The 17,969-nt window shown below is 66.1% G+C and carries 17 protein-coding genes and 1 pseudogene; 9 read left to right on the top strand and 9 right to left on the bottom strand.

The window, feature by feature from the left end:
• Window positions 1-61 precede the first annotated feature (61 nt).
• The gene (locus LRS10_RS05765; RefSeq protein ID WP_257836414.1) at window positions 62-547 is read left to right on the top strand and encodes an Hsp20/alpha crystallin family protein; all 486 of its coding nucleotides are present in this window, start codon (window positions 62-64) and stop codon (window positions 545-547) included.
• On the opposite strand, the gene LRS10_RS05760 is transcribed toward LRS10_RS05765, so the two are convergent.
• The 5 genes and pseudogenes from LRS10_RS05760 to LRS10_RS24945 all read right to left on the bottom strand — a co-directional run.
• Complete coding sequence (locus LRS10_RS05760; protein WP_257836413.1) at window positions 497-2,116, bottom strand: AarF/ABC1/UbiB kinase family protein; 1,620 nt, start codon at window positions 2,114-2,116, stop codon at window positions 497-499. The genes LRS10_RS05765 and LRS10_RS05760 overlap by 51 nt on opposite strands.
• Before the next feature lie 622 nt (window positions 2,117-2,738).
• Window positions 2,739-4,265, bottom strand: a complete 1,527-nt coding sequence (locus tag LRS10_RS05755; protein WP_257836412.1) for a DHA2 family efflux MFS transporter permease subunit — start codon at window positions 4,263-4,265, stop codon at window positions 2,739-2,741.
• A complete protein-coding gene (locus tag LRS10_RS05750; RefSeq protein WP_257836411.1) occupies window positions 4,243-5,742 on the bottom strand; it encodes an efflux transporter outer membrane subunit in 1,500 nt (499 codons plus the stop codon). Before LRS10_RS05750 ends, LRS10_RS05755 begins: the two co-directional genes overlap by 23 nt.
• A gap of 4 nt (window positions 5,743-5,746) precedes the next feature.
• A complete protein-coding gene (locus tag LRS10_RS05745; protein WP_374569603.1) occupies window positions 5,747-6,010 on the bottom strand; it encodes an HlyD family secretion protein in 264 nt (87 codons plus the stop codon).
• 538 nt (window positions 6,011-6,548) lie between these two features.
• Window positions 6,549-6,731: pseudogene (locus LRS10_RS24945) on the bottom strand (biotin/lipoyl-binding protein); the annotation flags it as partial.
• A 242-nt stretch (window positions 6,732-6,973) separates the two neighbouring features.
• Between LRS10_RS24945 and LRS10_RS05735 the strand changes: the two are divergent.
• The 4 genes from LRS10_RS05735 (at window position 6,974) to LRS10_RS05720 (ending at window position 9,661) form a co-directional block, all read left to right on the top strand.
• On the top strand, window positions 6,974-7,612 hold the full coding sequence (locus LRS10_RS05735; RefSeq protein WP_257836409.1) for a TetR/AcrR family transcriptional regulator: 639 nt from the start codon (window positions 6,974-6,976) through the stop codon (window positions 7,610-7,612).
• 860 nt (window positions 7,613-8,472) lie between these two features.
• Window positions 8,473-8,952 (top strand): MarR family winged helix-turn-helix transcriptional regulator, encoded by a 480-nt coding sequence (locus LRS10_RS05730; RefSeq protein ID WP_257836408.1) that lies wholly within the window; start codon window positions 8,473-8,475, stop codon window positions 8,950-8,952.
• A 17-nt stretch (window positions 8,953-8,969) separates the two neighbouring features.
• Window positions 8,970-9,416, top strand: coding sequence for a hypothetical protein (locus LRS10_RS05725; protein ID WP_257836407.1), 447 nt, complete (start codon window positions 8,970-8,972; stop codon window positions 9,414-9,416).
• A gap of 8 nt (window positions 9,417-9,424) precedes the next feature.
• On the top strand, window positions 9,425-9,661 hold the full coding sequence (locus LRS10_RS05720) for a hypothetical protein (protein ID WP_257836406.1): 237 nt from the start codon (window positions 9,425-9,427) through the stop codon (window positions 9,659-9,661).
• Window positions 9,662-9,667: 6 nt separating this feature from the next.
• Here LRS10_RS05720 and LRS10_RS05715 read toward each other — a convergent pair whose 3' ends face one another.
• The 4 genes from LRS10_RS05715 to LRS10_RS05705 all read right to left on the bottom strand — a co-directional run bounded on the left by LRS10_RS05715 (window position 9,668) and on the right by LRS10_RS05705 (window position 13,632).
• Window positions 9,668-10,591: a lipopolysaccharide assembly protein LapB gene (locus LRS10_RS05715; protein ID WP_257836405.1), complete on the bottom strand. Its 924-nt coding sequence runs from the start codon at window positions 10,589-10,591 to the stop codon at window positions 9,668-9,670.
• A 180-nt stretch (window positions 10,592-10,771) separates the two neighbouring features.
• On the bottom strand, window positions 10,772-12,190 hold the full coding sequence (locus tag LRS10_RS05710; protein ID WP_257836404.1) for a hypothetical protein: 1,419 nt from the start codon (window positions 12,188-12,190) through the stop codon (window positions 10,772-10,774).
• Window positions 12,191-12,353: 163 nt separating this feature from the next.
• Window positions 12,354-12,662 carry a MarR family winged helix-turn-helix transcriptional regulator gene (locus tag LRS10_RS24940; RefSeq protein WP_374570918.1) on the bottom strand — a complete coding sequence of 103 codons (309 nt, stop codon included), beginning with the start codon at window positions 12,660-12,662 and terminating at the stop codon, window positions 12,354-12,356.
• A 658-nt stretch (window positions 12,663-13,320) separates the two neighbouring features.
• Window positions 13,321-13,632 (bottom strand): hypothetical protein, encoded by a 312-nt coding sequence (locus LRS10_RS05705; RefSeq protein WP_257836403.1) that lies wholly within the window; start codon window positions 13,630-13,632, stop codon window positions 13,321-13,323.
• 1,128 nt (window positions 13,633-14,760) lie between these two features.
• On the opposite strand from LRS10_RS05705, the gene LRS10_RS05700 reads away from it, so the two are divergent.
• The 4 genes from LRS10_RS05700 to LRS10_RS05685 all read left to right on the top strand — a co-directional run bounded on the left by LRS10_RS05700 (window position 14,761) and on the right by LRS10_RS05685 (window position 17,885).
• On the top strand, window positions 14,761-15,777 hold the full coding sequence (locus LRS10_RS05700; RefSeq protein ID WP_257836402.1) for a TonB-dependent siderophore receptor: 1,017 nt from the start codon (window positions 14,761-14,763) through the stop codon (window positions 15,775-15,777).
• Window positions 15,778-16,083: 306 nt separating this feature from the next.
• Entirely contained in the window at window positions 16,084-16,686 is a 603-nt protein-coding gene (locus LRS10_RS05695) for a hypothetical protein (RefSeq protein WP_257836401.1), read from the top strand.
• Window positions 16,610-17,017 (top strand): TonB-dependent receptor, encoded by a 408-nt coding sequence (locus LRS10_RS05690; protein ID WP_257836400.1) that lies wholly within the window; start codon window positions 16,610-16,612, stop codon window positions 17,015-17,017. The genes LRS10_RS05695 and LRS10_RS05690 overlap by 77 nt, the downstream gene beginning before the upstream one ends.
• Window positions 16,917-17,885 carry a TonB-dependent receptor domain-containing protein gene (locus tag LRS10_RS05685; RefSeq protein ID WP_308238015.1) on the top strand — a complete coding sequence of 323 codons (969 nt, stop codon included), beginning with the start codon at window positions 16,917-16,919 and terminating at the stop codon, window positions 17,883-17,885. Before LRS10_RS05690 ends, LRS10_RS05685 begins: the two co-directional genes overlap by 101 nt.
• Window positions 17,886-17,969: the final 84 nt, after the last annotated feature.

The raw sequence follows: 17,969 nt of genomic DNA, 5'->3' as shown, positions 1-17,969 counted from the left end.
CATGAATTTGCCGCCATCAGGCGCGCAAGTCTTCAGGTGGAGAATGTTCCAGGAGTTTCAAATGATCGGCAGTGTCTCGGTAAAATTGGGACGGAGGGTGTATTCCGCCACCCTGGAATACGACAGCCTTATCGGCCGCGGGTTGAGGGGTGTTCGGCGCCGGCTTGAGACCCAGCCCGGTTATCCCTTGGGCGAGGTTCCGGCTTTTGCAATCGCCCAGACGATCGAGGACGTGACCGTTGAGGTCGATGCCCCTGGGTATGCCATCGGAGATATGGTCCTGGAGGTCACTCCCACTCGTTTGCGTCTGCGTGCGGCCGGCCGTCAAGGGCGGCCCGGGACCATTGGGCGTCCGTTCGATCTGAGCGTCGATCTCCCGGAGCCGGTCGATCCCGACGATGTGACGGCGACCCTCGAAGACGGCGTTCTGACCGCGAGAATGGTCAAGGCCGCGTGGGTGCGCGGGGAAGCAAGACGTGTTCCCGTGCGCGAAGCTTCAATCCCGCCGGAACAGGCGACTCACGAAAGCGGCCAAGCCCACGCCTGAGAGGGTGACGATGGCGATCCGGCCGATCGCGGCGGCCTGATCGTCCTTCGCGACGATGACGACGGCAGCAGCGACGATAAGGGCCGCGACCACGATCCCGAGCGACAGGGTATCGCTCGCCCGTCTGACCGCTCGCGGCAACTCGGCCAAGTCTGAGCTTGAGACCTGGATGACAATGCCGTCACGGCTGATGCGGCCGATGCCGCGCCGGATCGCCTCTGGCCCGATGGCGAGGATCTGATCCAGTTCCTTGAACGTCCGGAAGGCGCGGGTGGCGAGCGCTTTCGGCGCAAACCGAGACGCGAAGGCCCGGAGAACCACTGGCGCGATAGCGGCAACGACATCGAGGTCGGGATCGAGCGTCCTCGCCAAGCCTTCAGCGATGCCCAGAGCGCGCATGAGCAGCAGCAGGTCCGGCGGCAAGGTCAGTGCATTTTCTCGGGCGATGGAGATGAATTCGCTGATCGCCTCCGCAAGCCGGATTGGTCGCCCGGAATCGGCGGCGTAACGCAGAAAGAATCGCTCGACACCGTGTTCGAGCCCGGGCGGCGGGGGTCCGGAGCGGCCAGCCCATTCCATCAGCACATCAGACACCGCCGCGACGTCGGCATCCACCAGAGAGCCGAGGACCACGAGGACCTGCTCTCGCCGTTTCGCCGAGAGCCGCCCGACAGAGCCGAAGTCCAACAGCGCCAGACGACCATTGGGAGTCACGAGAATATTTCCTGGATGAGGATCCGCGTGGAACACCCCGTCCAGCAGGATCATGCCCAGCAGGCCCCTCGCCGCATCAGGCGCCAGGGCGCGCGCCAGGGCAGGCTCTTCGTTGCGGAACGCGGCGTTAGGACTGCGGCCACGGACGCGTGCGCTGACCATGGTCCTTTCCGTGGTAAATCGCTCATGTACGAGCGGCACATGGAAGACGGTCGCGCGCCTGCGGACCTCCGTTTGATTGCGAGCCTCAATCCGAAAATCGATCTCCTCGAGAAGGGCTTCGCTGAGCTCCGTCACGACACGCACAGGCTGATGTCGACGCAGAGCCGGCGCGCGACGCTCGATGACGCGGGCAGCGGCCAACAGTAGCCGCAGATCAGCGCGCATGACTGCCTCGATCCCCGGTCTGCGAACCTTGAGAACGACATCTTCACCGGTCATGAGCCGCGCGGCGTAGACCTGGGCAATGGACGCAGCCGCAATTGGCGTCGTCGAAAATTCGGCGAAAAGCTCTTCCGGCGGCGCGCCCAGATCGATCGTCAGCTGTTCGCGCAAATGGTCGAAGGGCACTGGAGCCACGTCGTCGTGAAGCCGGCCGAGCCGCTCGGTCAGCTCTGGCGGAAGCAGATCGGACCGTGTCGCCATGATCTGGCCTAGCTTCACGAATGTGGGCCCGAGTGCCTCAAGAGCCGCAACGAAGGCCTCGTATGCCGAGCCCTCGTTCGCCTCGTCGGAAGCCGCGCCCCGGAGCAGACCCAGCCGCACCAAAACAGGGCGCGCGGCTGTAGGGGCTAAGGTACGGATCACCTTAGCGAGACGACGATAGTCGTTGGGCGAAAGGGTCAAGGGTGACATGGAGCCTCAATGCTTGTTTTGATCGCTCCCCTTGGCGCAAGGCCGTGGGCACGAACCGATGGGGCACTCAGGGGTAATCTCTGGCGGCCCGTGCGGAGGATCAGCTGTTGACGAGCTACGTCATTGGGGGGTCTGAGCGCTCTGATGATTAGCGGGCATTACGGGCCTGAGTTTCGCCATCCAACGCCTTCGAGAATAGATAAGCAGATGATTAGGCATTCGGGGCTCGCGCACGATGATGCCGATCACGTGAACCGTGCTCCAGGTGTTGATGCCACCTGATACAAAATCTGCCTCTGTTATACGCCCGCTCTTAATCGCGGACCTTCGTCGCAAGCGGCAGGCCCTTCCCGGTGAGTTTTTGCACAGCCTGGGGGTCCTTCCCGCTCGAAGGGTCGGTCGAGATCCCGGGCTCCACCGCAGGGGAAGGTCTCGCCCTTCATTCAAGCTGGTCGAGCCAGGTCGTCCTCATGTGCAAGGGCCGGCTCCGAAACCTTCGACGGGTGCAGAACTTGCGCTGGGCCCGAGAAGGGGGACATCGATCGGATCCGCTGGGCGCGCGTCAGGCGCTGAGGCGCAGGGAGAGAGCGGCCGCCGCGGCGCCGGCGTCCGTTCCCGTGAGCTATTCCGTGTGGATCTCGACCTTGTCAGACGGCGCCGTGCGCGCGGGCCTGAGGAATATGACTGCCGGCAAGATCACGCAGGTCACCAGGGCCATCCACATGAAGATGTTGGCGTAGCCGATCATGGCGGACTGCCGGGTGATCTCACCGTTCAGGATCTGCGCGCCGACCTCGCTGCGGGGATCCATCAGCGGAGGCAGCAGGTAGCGCAGCAGCGGGCTGGAAGGGTCGATACGGCCGGCCAGTTCGCTGTGGGCCCCCGCCGAGTTCCTGAGCACCGCGGCCAGGACGATCGAGATCCCGACGCTGGAGCCCAGGCTGCGGACCATGGTTGAGACGACAGTGCCCTCGACGCGGTGGCTCGGGTCCAGGGTCACGTAGGCCAGCGTGCTGAGCGGCGAGAACAGCAGGCCGATCCCGAGGCCCTGGACGAACCCGCTGACGAGGATCGGTCCCGAGGTCATCTCGAGGCTGAAGCCGCCCATCATCCACAAGCCGCAGACGCAAAGGATGAGGCCCAGGAACAGGCACGTGCGGGGGCCCAGGCGAACCATGGCCATGGGCACCAGCAGGAACGAGACCAGTGAACCCAGCCCGCGCGTCACGCTGGCGACGCCGGCCTGCGTCGCCGAATAGCCCAGCAGGTTCTGCATGAACGATGGCAGCAGCGCCGTCGTCGAGAACAGCAGCACGCCCACGAAGAACCCGAGCAGGGCGGTGCCGATGAAGTTGCGGTCCTTGGCGAGGTCGCGATGGAAGAACGGATGCTTGGCCGTCGCCGTCTGGACGATGAAGACCCAAAGGCCGGCCAGTGCGATCGCGGTCTCGACCCAGATCTCCTTCAGATCGAACCAGTCTCGTCCGGGGCCGCGGTCGAGCATCGCCTGGAGGCCGACGATGAAGGCGATCAGCCCGCCGAAGCCGACGAAGTCGAAGGGCCGGGCCCGCCCTCCCGGGTCATGGGCCATGAACCTGAGCACCCCCAGCGTTGCCAGGATCCCGATCGGCAGGTTGATGTAGAAGACCCAGCGCCAGTCGAGCTCCTCGGTGATCCAGCCGCCGAGCGTGGGGCCGGCGATCGGGCCCAGGATCACCGCGGCGCTCCAAATGCTCATCACCCGCGGGATCATGGTCATCGGGAAGATGTCCAGCATGACCGATTGCGAGAGCGGCATCAGCCCGGCGCCCGCCAGCCCCTGCAGGACCCGGAAGGCCACCATCTCGGGGAGGTTCTGGGCGAGGCCGCAGAGCATCGAGGCGATGGTGAAGCCGATGATCGACCACAACAGCATGGTCTTGCGGCCGATCTTCTGCGCCAGCCAGCCGGCCAGCGGCGTCGCCACGGCGGTTGCCAGGATGTACGAGGTGAGCACCCAGGTGATCTCGTCCTGAGAGGCCGAGAGGCTGCCCTGCATGTGTGGCAGCGCGACGTTCGCGATCGTGGAATCGAGCGTGTACATCAGCGTCGCCAGCATCAGCGAGCCGGTGATCGGGATTCGGTTCCTAACGTCCTGGGCCGACGCCATCGCGACCCCCGGAGGTTTCACGCCCGCCCCAGTCGGCGGCCGAAGCGGCGTAGAGGCTCACCATGTCGCTCAGCCGCTGAGCCTGGGCGTTGGCCAGGTCGCGGCGATCGCGGTCGAGCTGCCGGCGGGCCTGCACGACTTCGGCCGCGGTGCGCGCGCCCAGCTGGGCTGCGTGCAGCGTGACTTCGGCTGACTCGCGATTCAGCGACACGGCGCGGGTCAGGGCCTCGTTTCGCTGCCGGTCGGTCTCCAGCGCCGCCATTGCATCGGACACCTCGACGAACGCGCGCAGCACCGTCAGGCGGTAGCGGGCCTGCGCCTCGCGCGCCTGGGCCTGCGCCTGCCGCGTGCGGGCCTTGCGCGCGCCGCCGTCGAAGATCGGCGCCGTCAGGCCGCCCAGCAGCGTCCAGCCCGAGGCGTCGGTCGAGATCACGTCCTGCGGGTTGACCGCCGCGAGCGCGCCGTTCGCTGAGAGCCGGATGTTCGGATACTGGTCCGCGCGAGCCGCGCCGATCGCGGCGGTCGCCGCGTGCAGTTCCGCCTCGGCCGCCAGGATGTCCGGTCGCCGCCGCACCAGGGCGGACGGCAGGCTGACGGGCGTCGCCACCGGGACAGCCAGCTGCGCCAGCTCGAACTCGGGCGGCGTCCAGGCGGGCGGAGACTGCCCCACCAGCAGGGCCAGCTGGTGGCGGGCGGCGTCGTACTGCCGGCGCAGCGGCGGGATCAGGGCCTCGTCCTCGGCCAACTGCGTCTCAACCTGGGTGACGGTGATGCGCGGAACGCCGCCCAGCGCGTACGACTTGTGGGCGAGGTCCAGCAGCGTGCGGTCGTCGGCGATGATCGACTCCAGCGCCGCGATTTCGCCCTTGAGGCCGGCGATGCGCGACGCCTGCAGGGCGACGTTGGCGGTGAGGGTCAGGTAGGCGGCGTCCGCCTCATGCCCCGCCTGTTCCGTACGCGCCGCAGCAGCCTCCACGCGCCGCCGCCCGCCGCCGAACAGATCCAGGTCGTAGCTGACGCGGCCGCCGAGCTGGAAGAGGCCGAACGTCCGCGGCCGGCCGAACTCGGAAGCCGGCGAGCCGGAGGCCGGCCCGGTGAAGCCGAACGACGCCGGGTTGAACTTCTGCCGCTGCGCCGAGGCCGTCGCCTCCACCTCCGGCTTGCGCGCGCCCACGGCCTCGCGCTCTGCGGCCTGATAGCGTTCGAGCTTCGCCCGCGCTTCCGCCACGCTGGGGCTGTCGGCAAGCGCCAGCCGCATCACCTCGTCCAGCGCCGGCGAGCCGAAAGCCTGCCACCACGGGCCGGCGGAGCGGACTTCAGGGCTCAGGCTGACGCCGGTTGGCGCAACCTCGCCGGCCATCGCATAGCCGGTGAGCGAACTGTCCGGCTGCGGGGCCTTGAAGTCTGGCCCCACCGTTGTGCAGGCCGCCAGCGTGAGGCCCAGTCCGACAACCACGGCGCGGAAGGCGCGGCCCACGGCCCTAGTCCCTCTTCAACGCATTGCGCACGTCGACCTTCACCTTGGCCGATAGGCCGGCGCGGGCCGCCCGCGGCGGAGGCGGGCGGTCGAACGCGATGCGCACCGGCAGGCGCTGGGTGACCTTCACCCAGTTGCCCGTGGCGTTCTGGGCCGGCAGCACCGAGAAGGCCGAGCCCGTCCCGGGCGCGAAGCTGGCGACGTGGCCGTGCAGCGCGCCGCCGGGATATGCGTCGACGTCGATCTCCACCGGCTGGCCCACCTCCATGTTGCGGACCTGGTCTTCCTTGAAGTTGGCTTCGATCCAGGGGGGCGCCCGACAGCAGCCAGAAGGCGGTCTGGGACGCGTTCAGATAGGCGCCCACGGGCAGCTGGTCGACGCGGGCCACGACGCCGTCGGCGGGCGCGACGACCGTGGCGAAGTCCTGGTTCAGCCGGGCGCGCTGCAGCTGGGCTCGGGCCTGCAGTACCGCCGGCGCACGATCGGCGACGTTAGGGTCTCCGCCCAGCGCCGCCAGGGCCTGGGCCGCCTGCTGCTGGGCCACGGCCAGCTGGTCGCGCGCCTGGTTGGCGGTGTGCACGGCCTGGTCGACCGCCTGGCCCGAGACGGCCCCGGCCGTGTTGAGCTGGCGCTGGCGGGTCACCTCACGCGTCGCGAACCGCAGATTCTCGCGTGCGGCGGCGACGCTCGCGACCTCCCGCCGATAGGCCGCCCGCGCCTGGCTGACCGCCAGCTGGGCGTTACTCAGCTGGGCCTGGGCGAGGTCGACGCTCGCCTTCAAATCACGCTGATCCAGGCGGAACAGCACCTGGCCGCGCCGAATCGGCTGGTTCTCCTTCACATAGATTTCGACGACGCGGCCGCCGATCGAGGGCGCCACCGGCGTCTTGGCCACCTGGACGTAGGCGTTGTCGGTGGTCTCGAAGCGCCCGCTGGTGAGGATCAGGTAGGCGAGGACGGCCAGGATCAGGATCGGCCCCACCGCCATAACCACCCAGCGCCGCCGGAACTGGCGGCGTGCGGTTCCTCCGGGCGCAGCCGGCCTTTGGTTCTCCGATGTACTCAAGTCCCCTCACGCCCCACTGCACGGCCCACCGCGTCCCAGCCGGCGCGGGCTACTCGTGGACACATCTATTCAACCATACCCTACGTTCGGCAAGCGTCGTCGCCCACGCAGCGCCGCGAAGGCGACACCGCCGAGCTTGTTGACGTGCACCTGGTTGGTCATTGATGCTTTTGGGGGGCGACGCGTCGAACATGTCCAGAAGCACAGGCCAGATCGACCTGGCGAAGAACGAAGCCATACTGGACGCCGCTATCGAACTGTTGGTGGAGCGTGGCGTGGAGGCGTCCCTAGAAGACATTGCGCGCCGCGCCGGTGTCGCCAAACAGACGATCTACAACCACTATGGTTCGAAGAACGAGGTGGTGCGCGCCCTCGCCGCTCGGCGGGCCGCCTCGATCGCGGCCCCCTTGGCTGGACTGGATGCCGCCCAGCATCCCGAGCGGACCCTCGCTGCCTACGGCGTCGCATTGCTGCAAGCGCTCCTCGCGGCCCGCAGCATCGGCTTCATGCGCTTCGCCATCGGCAGCGCCGCGACGTCGCCCGAACTGGCGCGGGCGATCTATCATTCGGGGATCCGCACGAGTCGAACCAGTCTCGCCGACTACCTCGTCGTCGAGGCCTCGGCAGGACGGCTCAGCATCCCCAATCCCAGTGAGGCGGCAGAGATGTACGCGGGGATGGTGATCGGGAGCCTCCAGTCCGCCTTTCTGCTAAACGCTCGCGCGGACATGTCCCACGAGGAAATCGAAGCCACCGCCTGCGAGGCTGCGCATCGCTTCATGCGCGCGTTCGCTCCAGACTAGCGCGATCGCAACCCCTCGATCTGCTTTGCACCAGCTCGGGGCTTTCGCTTGGGCCGGGCGCTTCATTCGCGAGAACACGCGGTCGTCCCCGTGAACGGAGCCAACATCGGCGTGGACGAGCTTCACGGGGTTCGAGGGCTCGCCCCCTTCCCGGCCCAGCACAGCCTATAGGCAACGAGACCTCCGGTGTTACGCAGCCGGGAGTTTGACGTCACTTCACCGGGATCTCGTCGAGGACTTCCACGCGCTTCAGCTTGGGCATGCGCCACCTCCATTAGAATCGATAGGTTCGAGGATGAGGTCGTCGATCTCAGGCCGGCGATGTCTGACAAGGTTGGTCATGCCGGTACGCCTCCGCATCCGACACCTGGATGCGCCGCCGGCGCTAGGCGGGTGTGCCCCTTGAGCCGCGGGCCGAGGTCCGCGCCCAGCTCCAGCGGCATGGTGAAGCGCGGCAGGCCCGAGGTACTGTCCAGATCGAAGCGCGAGACGTCATGCACCGAGCGCACGAGGTGATCAGTTTAGGATCCTGTCGAACCGCACGACGCTGCTGTCGGATCCGTCCAGCGCGCAGCGCGGAACGAAGGTCTCAATATGTGCCGCTTCGTGGTTGGCTGAATGTTCTGCGGCAGACGGGCTAGGGCAGAACACTTTGGACTAGCGGGCCCATGGAGGGCCCGTCAGCCGGAAATGACAATCAGCAGAAAAAAACGGACGCGCCAAGGCGCGCCCGAAATGACAGCAAAACTGCCGAGGAGACTTGTAGCAATAATTGTATTATACATTACTGTCAAGTCTCTGTGGTTTCGGGGGAGAATCGGCTCGTTGGCGGTTCCTAGGCGCTGTCGTAAGTTGTCTGCATGGCACATTACATTCGGGCGGCCGAGATTGGAGTCGAGGCGACGCTGCTTGGGCGGCGATGGCGCGGGCTGATCGACGAACGCCTGCGGGCCAGCGGGCTCACGAACGCGCGCTGGCAGGTGTTGCTGACCCTGTCGAGGGTCGAAGACGGGGTCCGCCAACGGGAGCTCGCCGACCGGCTGGCCGTCGGCGGGCCCACGATCGGGCGTCATCTGGAGGAGCTGGAACGGCTGGGCCTCATCGAACGCTATCCCCGGGCAGGCGACGGGCGCGCCCAAAGTGTGCGGCTGACCGCGAGGTCGAAGCCGCTGATGAAACGGATCGACGCGATGGTCGCAGCCCTCCAGCGCGATCTGCTCGGCGATGTCTCTGGTGAGGCCCTGGAGACTTGCCTCACCATTCTGAGAATCCTGAACCTCCGCCTGGACCGCGATCAGCCGCGGCCGGGGGAGCTCACGGAAGACTGCGCTCAGACGTGAAGGCGCAACCCGATCCCATGACGCTGAAGTTCCGGTGCCCGCAGGAGCTGGATGGACGGCTGCCCCTACCCGTCCCGGCGACGCGCGGCCTGCCTGACTGGTTCAAAACCATGCCGCAGCAGGCGTTCAACCCGCTTGCTTCCATTGAGGATGACACCGTTAAGCGGTGCCCCCCGTTCATCGACGCCATGACCGCCGGATTCCTGATCCCGCTGATCTGTGCCGTGAAGGTCGAGAATGGCGAGTTCACCTGGGACAACGACCTCCCGCCGGCCAGAGGCGTCGCGTTCGAGCGCTCGCCAATTGGCTTCCATCCTTCCAGCCAGGTCATCGGCTCGCCCCTGTTCGACCCGGATCGGTTCCTCATCAAATTCCACAACCTATGGACGATAGAGCGCCGGCTGGCTATTCGCTGCTTTTCACGCATCCGGCCAACCGATTCGATCTGCCTTTCACCACCCTGAGCGGCGTGGTGGACTGCGACCGATACCACGATGCCAGGATCCACTTCCCGGCGCACTGGCACAACATGGCCTTCACCGGCGTCCTGGCGAAGGGCACGCCTGTCGCGCAATGCATTCCGATCAAGCGGGAGGCCTGGACCGCCGAGACAGCGGTCCTCACCGCAGAGGAGGCGACGGCGGACCGCGATTTGAGCGAGCGGATCCGCCGCGAAAAGGGCGTCTACCGGCGCCACTACCGGGCCTGAACGGGCTCACCTTGCAGTGCCCCCCAGGAATGCCGCAGCCTCGCTAGGCCGCAGGAAGAAGCGGCCATGCGAGGTGGTGGCAAGCGCCACAATAGCCAGCGGCGCGAGCCGGCGTGCACGACGCACCGCGGCGCGCAGGGTGGCTTCCCCAGCGCCGCGCGCACCCATTTCCAGCTGACATTTTCCGAGCTCAAGCAGAGTCGCCACGTCTTCAGGCCGCAGCGCGAGCGCGCGCCGAAGGAGATCGGCGGCGTCGGCGTATTCGCCATCCGAGACCATCACCCGGGCCAGCCCGACCGTCGCGTCGTGTCGCTCAGGGGCCGTCGCGAGCACCTGCAGAAACAGACGCCGCGCCACATCGCGCTGATTGCGTCCAAGGTGGATGAATCCAAGTCCGACACGCAACCCCACCCCATCAGGCACAAGCGCAAGGCCGCCTTCGAGCACGGCGATGGCCTCGTCGAAGCGACCGATCTCGGAGAGTTGCTCTCCCAATTTGAGGAACGCCAACGGGAATACGGGGCGCCGCATCGTCGCCCGGCGCAACTGCTCCAGCGCCTCGTCGCCTCGACCGGCGGCGTTCAACGCCATGGCCAGCAGGGTTTCAGTCCCCGGCTCTTGGCTGCGCCGCGCCGTTCGCTGCAACAGATCGATAGCCTCCTGGACCCGGTCCTGCAGCAGAAAGGCTTCGGCCAGAATCTGCGCGGCCATCACATTGCCCCGGTCGGCCTTGAGCACCACAGAAGCGAGTCGCTCGGCGTCATCGGGGCGTTGCGCTCGCAGCGAGATCACGGCGTGTTCCAACGCCGGATTGACGACGTTCGGCCGCTGGGGGCTTGGCGGTGGGCGCTTCGGCATCGATCTCCACACTAGAACAAGAATGGGCTGGCCGAAGGCTTCAGGAGATGAAGTCCAGAGCGCCGCCAGCATCGGAGATGTGGCCGAACGCGCCGACAGCGGTGCGGTGGGCGCGCCGGCGCGGTCCGCGCACCGACGTTCAAGGCTCCGCCCCGGCGCCTTCAGGATCCTGCCGCGGAAGCGCGCCGACGTTGCGCCAGCGTTCGTTCCGGAACGTCACAGCGCGCGAGCTTGAGGCCCCGAATCCCGTTGTCAGACCGGAGCGAGCCCAAGGCGCATGAGTTGCGCGACCTCGCGCGAATGGTCGCTTGCACGGTCGCCGCCATCCAGGAGCCCTGAGGCGAGCCAGCCGCAGAGGGCCGTCCAGATGAGCGGCGTCAGGTCATAGTAGCGTTCCCGGAGCTGGTGATTTGCCACCGCGTCTACCTGGCGGCCGCGCAGGTTCGCCCATAAAACGCGCCACCGGATCCGCAGGGCCGCAAGGTCTTCGGGTGAAAGCGCCTCAAGTCCCACGAAGGGACGCAGCGGCTGGACATCTTCGCGAAGATACGCCTCCGCCAAAGCCTGAGCGAAGGCGAGGGCGGCGGCGTCTGTGGCACGACCATTTGCGAAAGCCTCTTCGAGTATTCGATAGAAAACGTCTATCGTCCTGGCCTGGCAGGCTCGCACCAGACCCGCCTTGTCGCCGGCGAGGTCGAGGAGGGGGCGTGAATCGCAGCTTAGGCGCTTCGAGACCTCTTCCGGCGGAGCCAGCCATCCGCCGCAGCGGTTGAGCAGATACGAGGCGTTCACGAGCACCTCCTCACGGCTCAAGCTCTGAGGCTCAGGGAAGCCGAAGCCCGCCGGGAAGCGTGGTGGCGCAAGGTCGAGGCGCGGCGCCTCCACCTCGACCGACCGGTCTCCTGCCCGGCCATAGGTGAGGAGGTCTTGAAGCGCCTCGATGACGCGAGGGCGATTGAAGAGCTTTGCGGGCGGCATCCGGTGTGATGCGACCGGCGTCCACAGGACAAGCCCGAGGATGGCTCCCGCGGCCACTGGGAAGTCGCAGACGCGAACCTGGCCCGTCTGAGCGCCCGCCGCGAGCACCTCCGCGAGTTCTGCGACGAGCGCGTCGTGAAGGCTCCGCAGCTTGGCGCCTCTCGCGGTCGACAGGAGCTCGATCTCGCTCGGTGCGGCGATTTCCGGGCGAGCGGGGTTCAGGACCGTCGCGACGAGAGACCGCACCACCTTCAATGGTTGCTCTCGCCGGCGCGTCGCTCCGCGAAGGTGCCAGGCTACCACCTCGAAGGACCGCTGGTAGACTTGGAACAGCAGGTCCTTGCGCTCCGTCGTCGGGCCGCAGATGGCAGGTCTCCCCCCGCCGAGTTGCTCGGCGAACTCCGCATGGGTCCAGAGTCCCATCCCCTGGGCGTTGAACCGCCGCGCCGCGCGATCGAGCCGGCGGTCGTGTGGCGAGGATTCTGCCGACGGCGGTTGCACCTGGTCCCTCTCTGCTCCGCGCCCGCTGCGGTGGCTCTCGAAAGGTGCGAACCCAGTCGGCGCGGAGGAAGCGCGTACGAAGAGGTGTAGCGTCCTCGCCGCTTCCCCCGAAGGGCAAGTAAGGCCGGTATCGACTTCGATCTTGCAGGTATGCGGTAGGTTGTACCATACAATACTACTGCCCTGGCACAAGCTTGCGGGAGCGCCTCTGGCGCCGCACGCCAGGCGCGTGGCGCTCAATTGCCGGGTTGCTAAGGGATACGCCGTGCGCCGCGGGATCAGCGTTCGAGTTCGTAGCTGAGGTTCGAGCGCATCCGTTCAAGAAGTCGGCGCAGCATCTGCTCCTCGCTCCGCGTCAACCCCCTGGAAATAGACGCCCCGCAGCCAGCCGGCCGCCTCGACGAGTCGGGGCATGATGTCGCGCAGAATCCTCACCCCCATAGATAAGCCATTCTCGCTGGTCGGCCGAAGAGCGCACCCGCCGGACGAGGCGCAGGTTCTCAAGCGCTCGCACCAGTTGGCCGAGCGGCGCGCGCTCAAGGTCCATTGCCCGGGCCAGCATGGACTGTGAGAGGCCCTCATTCTCAAGGACGTACACCAGAACGCGCCACTGGGGACGCGTCAGCCCCAGCGACCTAACACGGCGGTCAAAGCCTTTCCGCATCAATCGGGTCACGTCGGCAATAAGAAAACCAACGTTCTCAATTCGGGCTGCAGCGACCGACGCGGTTTCATGGCCAGCCGTGGGCTTGCGTACCTTCTCCTCTTCCGCCGCAGATCGCGTGTTGGTCATTTTTCGTGCCACGACGGGAGTAGTCTAGATATCCGTGCGGCGGCGCAAGTGTCTCGAAGCCGCAGCTGAGCGTCCATCGAGCAGTTCCACCCCGCCCCCCGCCACCGGCCAGTCCCCGAGAGGTGATCCAGGTTGAATGTTGGCGCACGGCTGTCGCTGAAGCGACGTTTGGGGCGCCATCCGGAAACTGGACATCGTCCCCGCAGCAGACGACAGGCTTGCGTCAGGCCATTATTATTGTAGCATACAAATGCTTTTGGACTCTAATTCCTACCCAGAGCATCACTCGCGCCGCGCGCCAGCAGATGGTGCGCGGCGCGCCTTTGAACCGCTTGGCTCTATTTTCCTGGCCTGTTCGACACGCTCTCAGCATGCGGGTTCGGCACTCAGATTGGCGCGCAGTCTCGCAAACGCCAATTGGCCTGCGCGCCCGCAGCCGTCCGCGCAACCGTCCGAAAGGCGCAAGGCAGGATCCGCGTGGAGACGAACCCGCCGTTCCGTCGGGCCGACGCCCACAATGACTTTCTCGCTAGGCCCGGCTTCCGTTGCAGGCCGCGAGCTTCTCCGCGCTAAGCGAGCGTCGTGCGTCGCCCAGGCGCTCGATGGCCCCGAATCGCCGCGAGAGCTGCTGACAGGCCTCAAGCGTGATCGTGCGGTAGTTGGGACGGGCGGCCACGCACTGGGTCCCTTCGCATTGGAAGATTGTGCCGCCGGCAACGAACTTCACCTTCTTCTCGATCGCAGCGCGAAGGTTGGCCACGACGGGTTCCGCCGCGGACGCACTTCCGCCTGTGAGCGTCGCCAGCATGAGGGCCGTGGCGAGCGCTGTAGCGAGTCTCATGAGATCTCCGATTCAAGTGTGCGCCGTCGGCGCCCGGTTGGTACATGGGACGCCACAGTCGAGTTTGTATCCTATCCGCACTATTCCTTCATCCGAGTATTGTCTGGTGAGACTCGAGCGACTCGCGCCGACGTCGGGCGTCCGCAGGTGCAGGGTTCACGTGAGGCGGCACCATCGCCGCAACGCGGCGTGGGGAGCTCCGTCGTTGTGCGAGGAGGAACAGAGACGTATGTACGCACACTTTATCGGTGTGAGGCCGCGGGCCCAGATCCCACGGGGCGCAGTTTGGTCGCACCGGTTGGCCGGTGTTGCACGAGAAGAGATCGGCGGCGGGGCGCGCCAGCGTGGCCAAGGCCGAAGCTCAACCCTGACAACGGATCAGCGCTGGCCGACCGTCAATGGGCTCCCGGCGCGACGAACGCCAGGCCCGGATGTCTGTTCGCGCCAGACCGGCCATACAGAGTTGCCGCAACTCCGCCGGTCCTCTTGGATTGGCGGCAGGCAAGGTTGAGACCTTGGAGAGCCTGGGGGGCGATCGGCCCTATCCCTCGGCAGGACTGGTGACCGAGCGGACCTCGGCCGAGGAACGATCGGCCCGTACGCGCAGATCAACAGGGCCGCTGCTGACGACTGAGCCGAGATGCGGGCAGAGCCGCTTCCAGCGCGCTTGATTTCGCGGATTGTCACTGGGAGGTCGGTCGAAGGCGCGAGGAAGGGCCTTCTTCAATTGGCCCACGGGCCAAACCCGGCCGCGTCGCCAACGGCCGCGCTTGGCCTACCGGATTTGCATCCCCGATGCCCCAATGGACACCCTCGCCTCCAACTCCGAAGGATGCGGTTCGCGCGGTGGCCGGTCGAAAATCCCTCTGCAAGCGTCTGGGCCGCTCGCGTCGCTGCCCTGAGCGACCATGGGCTTGCACAACTACTATTGTGCGTTACGTTATGAAATGCATGACGATGCGCCGCCGCATCGTCGGGAGCGAAGGGTGCTAGCGGGTTCGGGGCGAACTCAGGCCCAGACAAGATGACCGAGATTTCCTGCCGATGCAGAAGCTCGTCGGCATGAAGGTGTCCTAGAACTCCGCACGATAACGATGCGGGTCGGACAAAGGGGGAGAAAACAGGATGATGAACCATCGCTATTTCTGCGGAAGCTCGATGCTGGCCGTTGTGTTCGCACTGGGCCTGGCAGGAACCGCATCGGCACAGACCGCCGACAGGCCCACCGAGGTCGAAGAAGTTATCGTCACCGGCTCCTTCATTGCAGGGACGCCGGAGGACGCGGCCATGCCGGTCGATGTGCTTTCGAGCAAGGAGCTCGAAGCGCAGGGCAGCCCGTCCGTAGTGCAGCTTGTCAAGACGATCACCTCCTCGCAGTCCTCGCTCGGCGAGAGCAACCGCTACAACGGCGGGGCGGGAACAGCGACGATCAACCTGCGGGGCTTCGGCGCCGCGCGCACGCTGACCCTGATGAACGGTCGCCGGTTGGCGGACAGTCCCGCCGCCGCCTTCCAGGGCGGGGGAGCAAACCTCAACTTCATTCCGACCGCAGCGGTCGGTCGCATCGAGGTCCTCAAGGATGGGGCCGCGGCGACCTATGGCTCGGACGCGATCGGCGGTGTGGTCAACTTTATCACCCGCCGGGACCTGGACGGGCTGGAGTTGGATGGCGAATATGCCTTCATCGACGGCTCCAACGGCGACTATCAGGGTAACGTCGCCTGGGGAAAGCAGTTCGACAACGGCAACGTGCTGCTGACTGCCGGCTACCGGCACCGGTCCCGACTCGACATCCATGACCGGGACTGGGCGCTCCGGTCCTTCGACTTCGGCGGCTATGCGGGCGCGGGCGGTTGGACCGGCGCGTCGAACCCAGGACTTTTTCCTAGGGGGCGCCAACCTGTTCCGCGACAACGGCTGCCAAGAACTCGGCGGCACGCTCACCAACAACGTCACCTACCCCAACCCGCTCAGCGGCACCCTCGGCCAAGGTGCGACGGCGACCGTGGCTGTGCCCGTCAGCGCCCAAAGTCCGGCGACCGCCGGTTCAACTTGCCGCTTCCAGTTTTCGAACTTCAACGACCTAGTGAACCGAGAGGACCACTATCAGCTCTTCGCCGAGGTGAATTTCAACCTGTCAGATAAGGTGTCTTTCCATGGCGAGGCGGCGTGGACCAAGAACGACACGCCGATGCAGCGACTCTCGCCGGCCAACCTAACGGCCCAGTATCCCTCGCCGGTGGCCATCGGGGGAACCTCCTTCTCCCCCCACCGCGCCTAATGGTCCCAACTTCGCCGTTCCGTACAACATCCCTGCCAATCACCCCGGCCTCGTGGCCCTTCTCAGCGACTGCCGGGCGCCGCTCACGGCCGCTCAATGCGCCGCCGTCCGGGGCTCCGCCAACAGCGCGGTGGGGGGCGCAGCCTGGCGCGCCCCTCGGCGCCCGTGGTGTGGATATCGTCCAGCTCGGCTGGCGCGCGATCGCCTTCGCAGGGCATCCGCTCAACCCGGACAAGGCTGACCACCAGGAGATCGTCAATGACGCCTTCCGCATCTCGGGCGGCTTTAAGGGGGAGCTCTTTGCCGGCATCAAGTTCGACACCGCGCTCACCTACATGGAGCAGAAGAACACCGCGAACACGAACGACCTGTTGGTGTCGCGCATCCAGCTAGCGCTACGCGGCTTCGGGGCGCGGGCGAGCGACCCTGGCAGTTGCACCGCTGCGGAGACCAACAACTTCACCGCCGGAGCCGGCAATGCGGCCTTGGGGTGCCACTACTTCAACCCCTTCACCAACGGCGTGCAAACCAGCGCCGTGAACGGCGCCGCTAATCCCTTCTTCAATGCGGCCGTCGCCAACGATCCTCAGGTCGTCGCCTGGCTGTACGGAAACTACACGAATGTCCTAACCAACAAGCTCTTGGTCGCCGAGACAGTGTTCTCTGGCGAGACGGGTATCGAACTTGCGGGGGGCGGTGGCCTGGGCCGCAGGAGCCCAGTATCGCTACACGCAGGAAATCCGCAAGTACGGCGAGTTCTTCAATTCCGGTGAAACGCCGTGCCCCGACCGGCCGGCCTGCGCCGACGAAAGCGGCCCCTTACAGTTCTTCGGCTCCGCGGTGGACCGCGACGACGACGCAAATGTCAAGGCGATTTTCGCGGAAGTCCAAGTCCCTGTGCTCGAGAACCTCAACCTGAACTTCGCGATCCGTCACGAAGATTACCAGGGCGGAATCGGATCAACCACCAATCCGAAGGTCGCCGCAAAATGGCAGGTGACCGATTTCCTGGCCCCTGCGCGGCAGCGCCAGTACGACGTTCCGCGCGCCGGCCCCCGGCCTCGTCAGCACCGGCTGCAACAATGGCGTGCGTGTCCTGGGTAGCGCCTATCGCGCCTTCCAGAGCTGCGGGAACCCGGACCTAAAGCCCGAGAAGGCCGACACCTTCAATGTGGGGGCCATCTTGGAGATCGGCGGCTTCACGGCGACACTCGACTATTTCAACTTCAAGTTCAAAGACGAGATCACCGAAGAGAGCGGCGGTCGGCTCTATGCCACCATGTTCCCCGGCGGCTCCAACGCGAACTGCGGGAACCCGGCCTTCGCCGAACTCCAGGCCAGGTTAACCTTTGCGGGCGCCTGCGGCGCGGCCAACGTAGCGCGTCTGCGCAGCTTCACAATCAACGGGCCAAACACCAAGACATCGGGTCTTGAGTTCCGCGCCCAATACGATTGGGACGGCTGGTTTGAAGGCCGTTGGGCCGTCGGCGGCGAGGCCACCTATCTGATCGAGTACAAGCGAGGTGCCACGTCACTGCTCGGGACCGACATCGCCATCTCCCCGGCCGAGGACCGCGCCGGACTCAGCGAGTTGGTGAATGAGTTCTTCTCCTACTCTCAATTACGGGCCAATGGGTTCCTTGCCTTCAATCGGGGGCCACTGTCCGTCCGCTGGCAGACCCGGTACGCAGAAGGCACGTCGCCGGCCTTCGGAGCGCCGTTGTTCGTGACCGTCCCCAATCCCAGCGCGCCCTCTGGTCGCGACCTGGTTCCCGTCGGAAAGTCAAAGGACTTCTGGCAGCACGACCTCGTCGCCCGCTGGGAGGCGCCCTGGGACACGACGATCACGGCCAGCGTGCAGAACGTGTTCGACACCGATCCACCCTACGTGGCGAGCCAGTACAACTACGATTACACGAATGGCAATCCGCTCGGCCGGGTGTTCGAGGTCGGCTTCAAGAAGCGGTTCTAGCCAGGCGACAGCCTCCAAGATCATGGCGGCGTGACCGGTCGCGGTCGTCTCGGGCCACCAGAGGCGCCGCACCGGCTCATGCCG

This window comes from Phenylobacterium sp. J426, from assembly GCF_024699945.1.
Taxonomy (GTDB): domain Bacteria; phylum Pseudomonadota; class Alphaproteobacteria; order Caulobacterales; family Caulobacteraceae; genus Phenylobacterium.
The sequence above is the reverse complement of the archived record's forward strand: the minus strand, read 5'-3'. Positions and strand labels throughout refer to the sequence as shown.

Bases quoted from the DNA above. Each gene is read 5' to 3' on its own strand.
- LRS10_RS24940 (WP_374570918.1), bottom strand. From the start codon at position 12,662: ATGCGGAAAGGCTTTGACCGCCGTGTTAGGTCGCTGGGGCTGACGCGT.
- LRS10_RS05705 (WP_257836403.1), bottom strand. From the start codon at position 13,632: ATGAGACTCGCTACAGCGCTCGCCACGGCCCTCATGCTGGCGACGCTC.
- LRS10_RS05765 (WP_257836414.1), top strand. From the start codon at position 62: ATGATCGGCAGTGTCTCGGTAAAATTGGGACGGAGGGTGTATTCCGCC.
- LRS10_RS05735 (WP_257836409.1), top strand. From the start codon at position 6,974: ATGCTTTTGGGGGGCGACGCGTCGAACATGTCCAGAAGCACAGGCCAG.
- LRS10_RS05760 (WP_257836413.1), bottom strand. From the start codon at position 2,116: ATGTCACCCTTGACCCTTTCGCCCAACGACTATCGTCGTCTCGCTAAG.
- LRS10_RS05725 (WP_257836407.1), top strand. From the start codon at position 8,970: ATGACGCTGAAGTTCCGGTGCCCGCAGGAGCTGGATGGACGGCTGCCC.
- LRS10_RS05700 (WP_257836402.1), top strand. From the start codon at position 14,761: ATGAACCATCGCTATTTCTGCGGAAGCTCGATGCTGGCCGTTGTGTTC.
- LRS10_RS05715 (WP_257836405.1), bottom strand. From the start codon at position 10,591: ATGCTGGCGGCGCTCTGGACTTCATCTCCTGAAGCCTTCGGCCAGCCC.
- LRS10_RS05755 (WP_257836412.1), bottom strand. From the start codon at position 4,265: ATGGCGTCGGCCCAGGACGTTAGGAACCGAATCCCGATCACCGGCTCG.
- LRS10_RS05745 (WP_374569603.1), bottom strand. From the start codon at position 6,010: ATGGAGGTGGGCCAGCCGGTGGAGATCGACGTCGACGCATATCCCGGC.
- LRS10_RS05730 (WP_257836408.1), top strand. From the start codon at position 8,473: ATGGCACATTACATTCGGGCGGCCGAGATTGGAGTCGAGGCGACGCTG.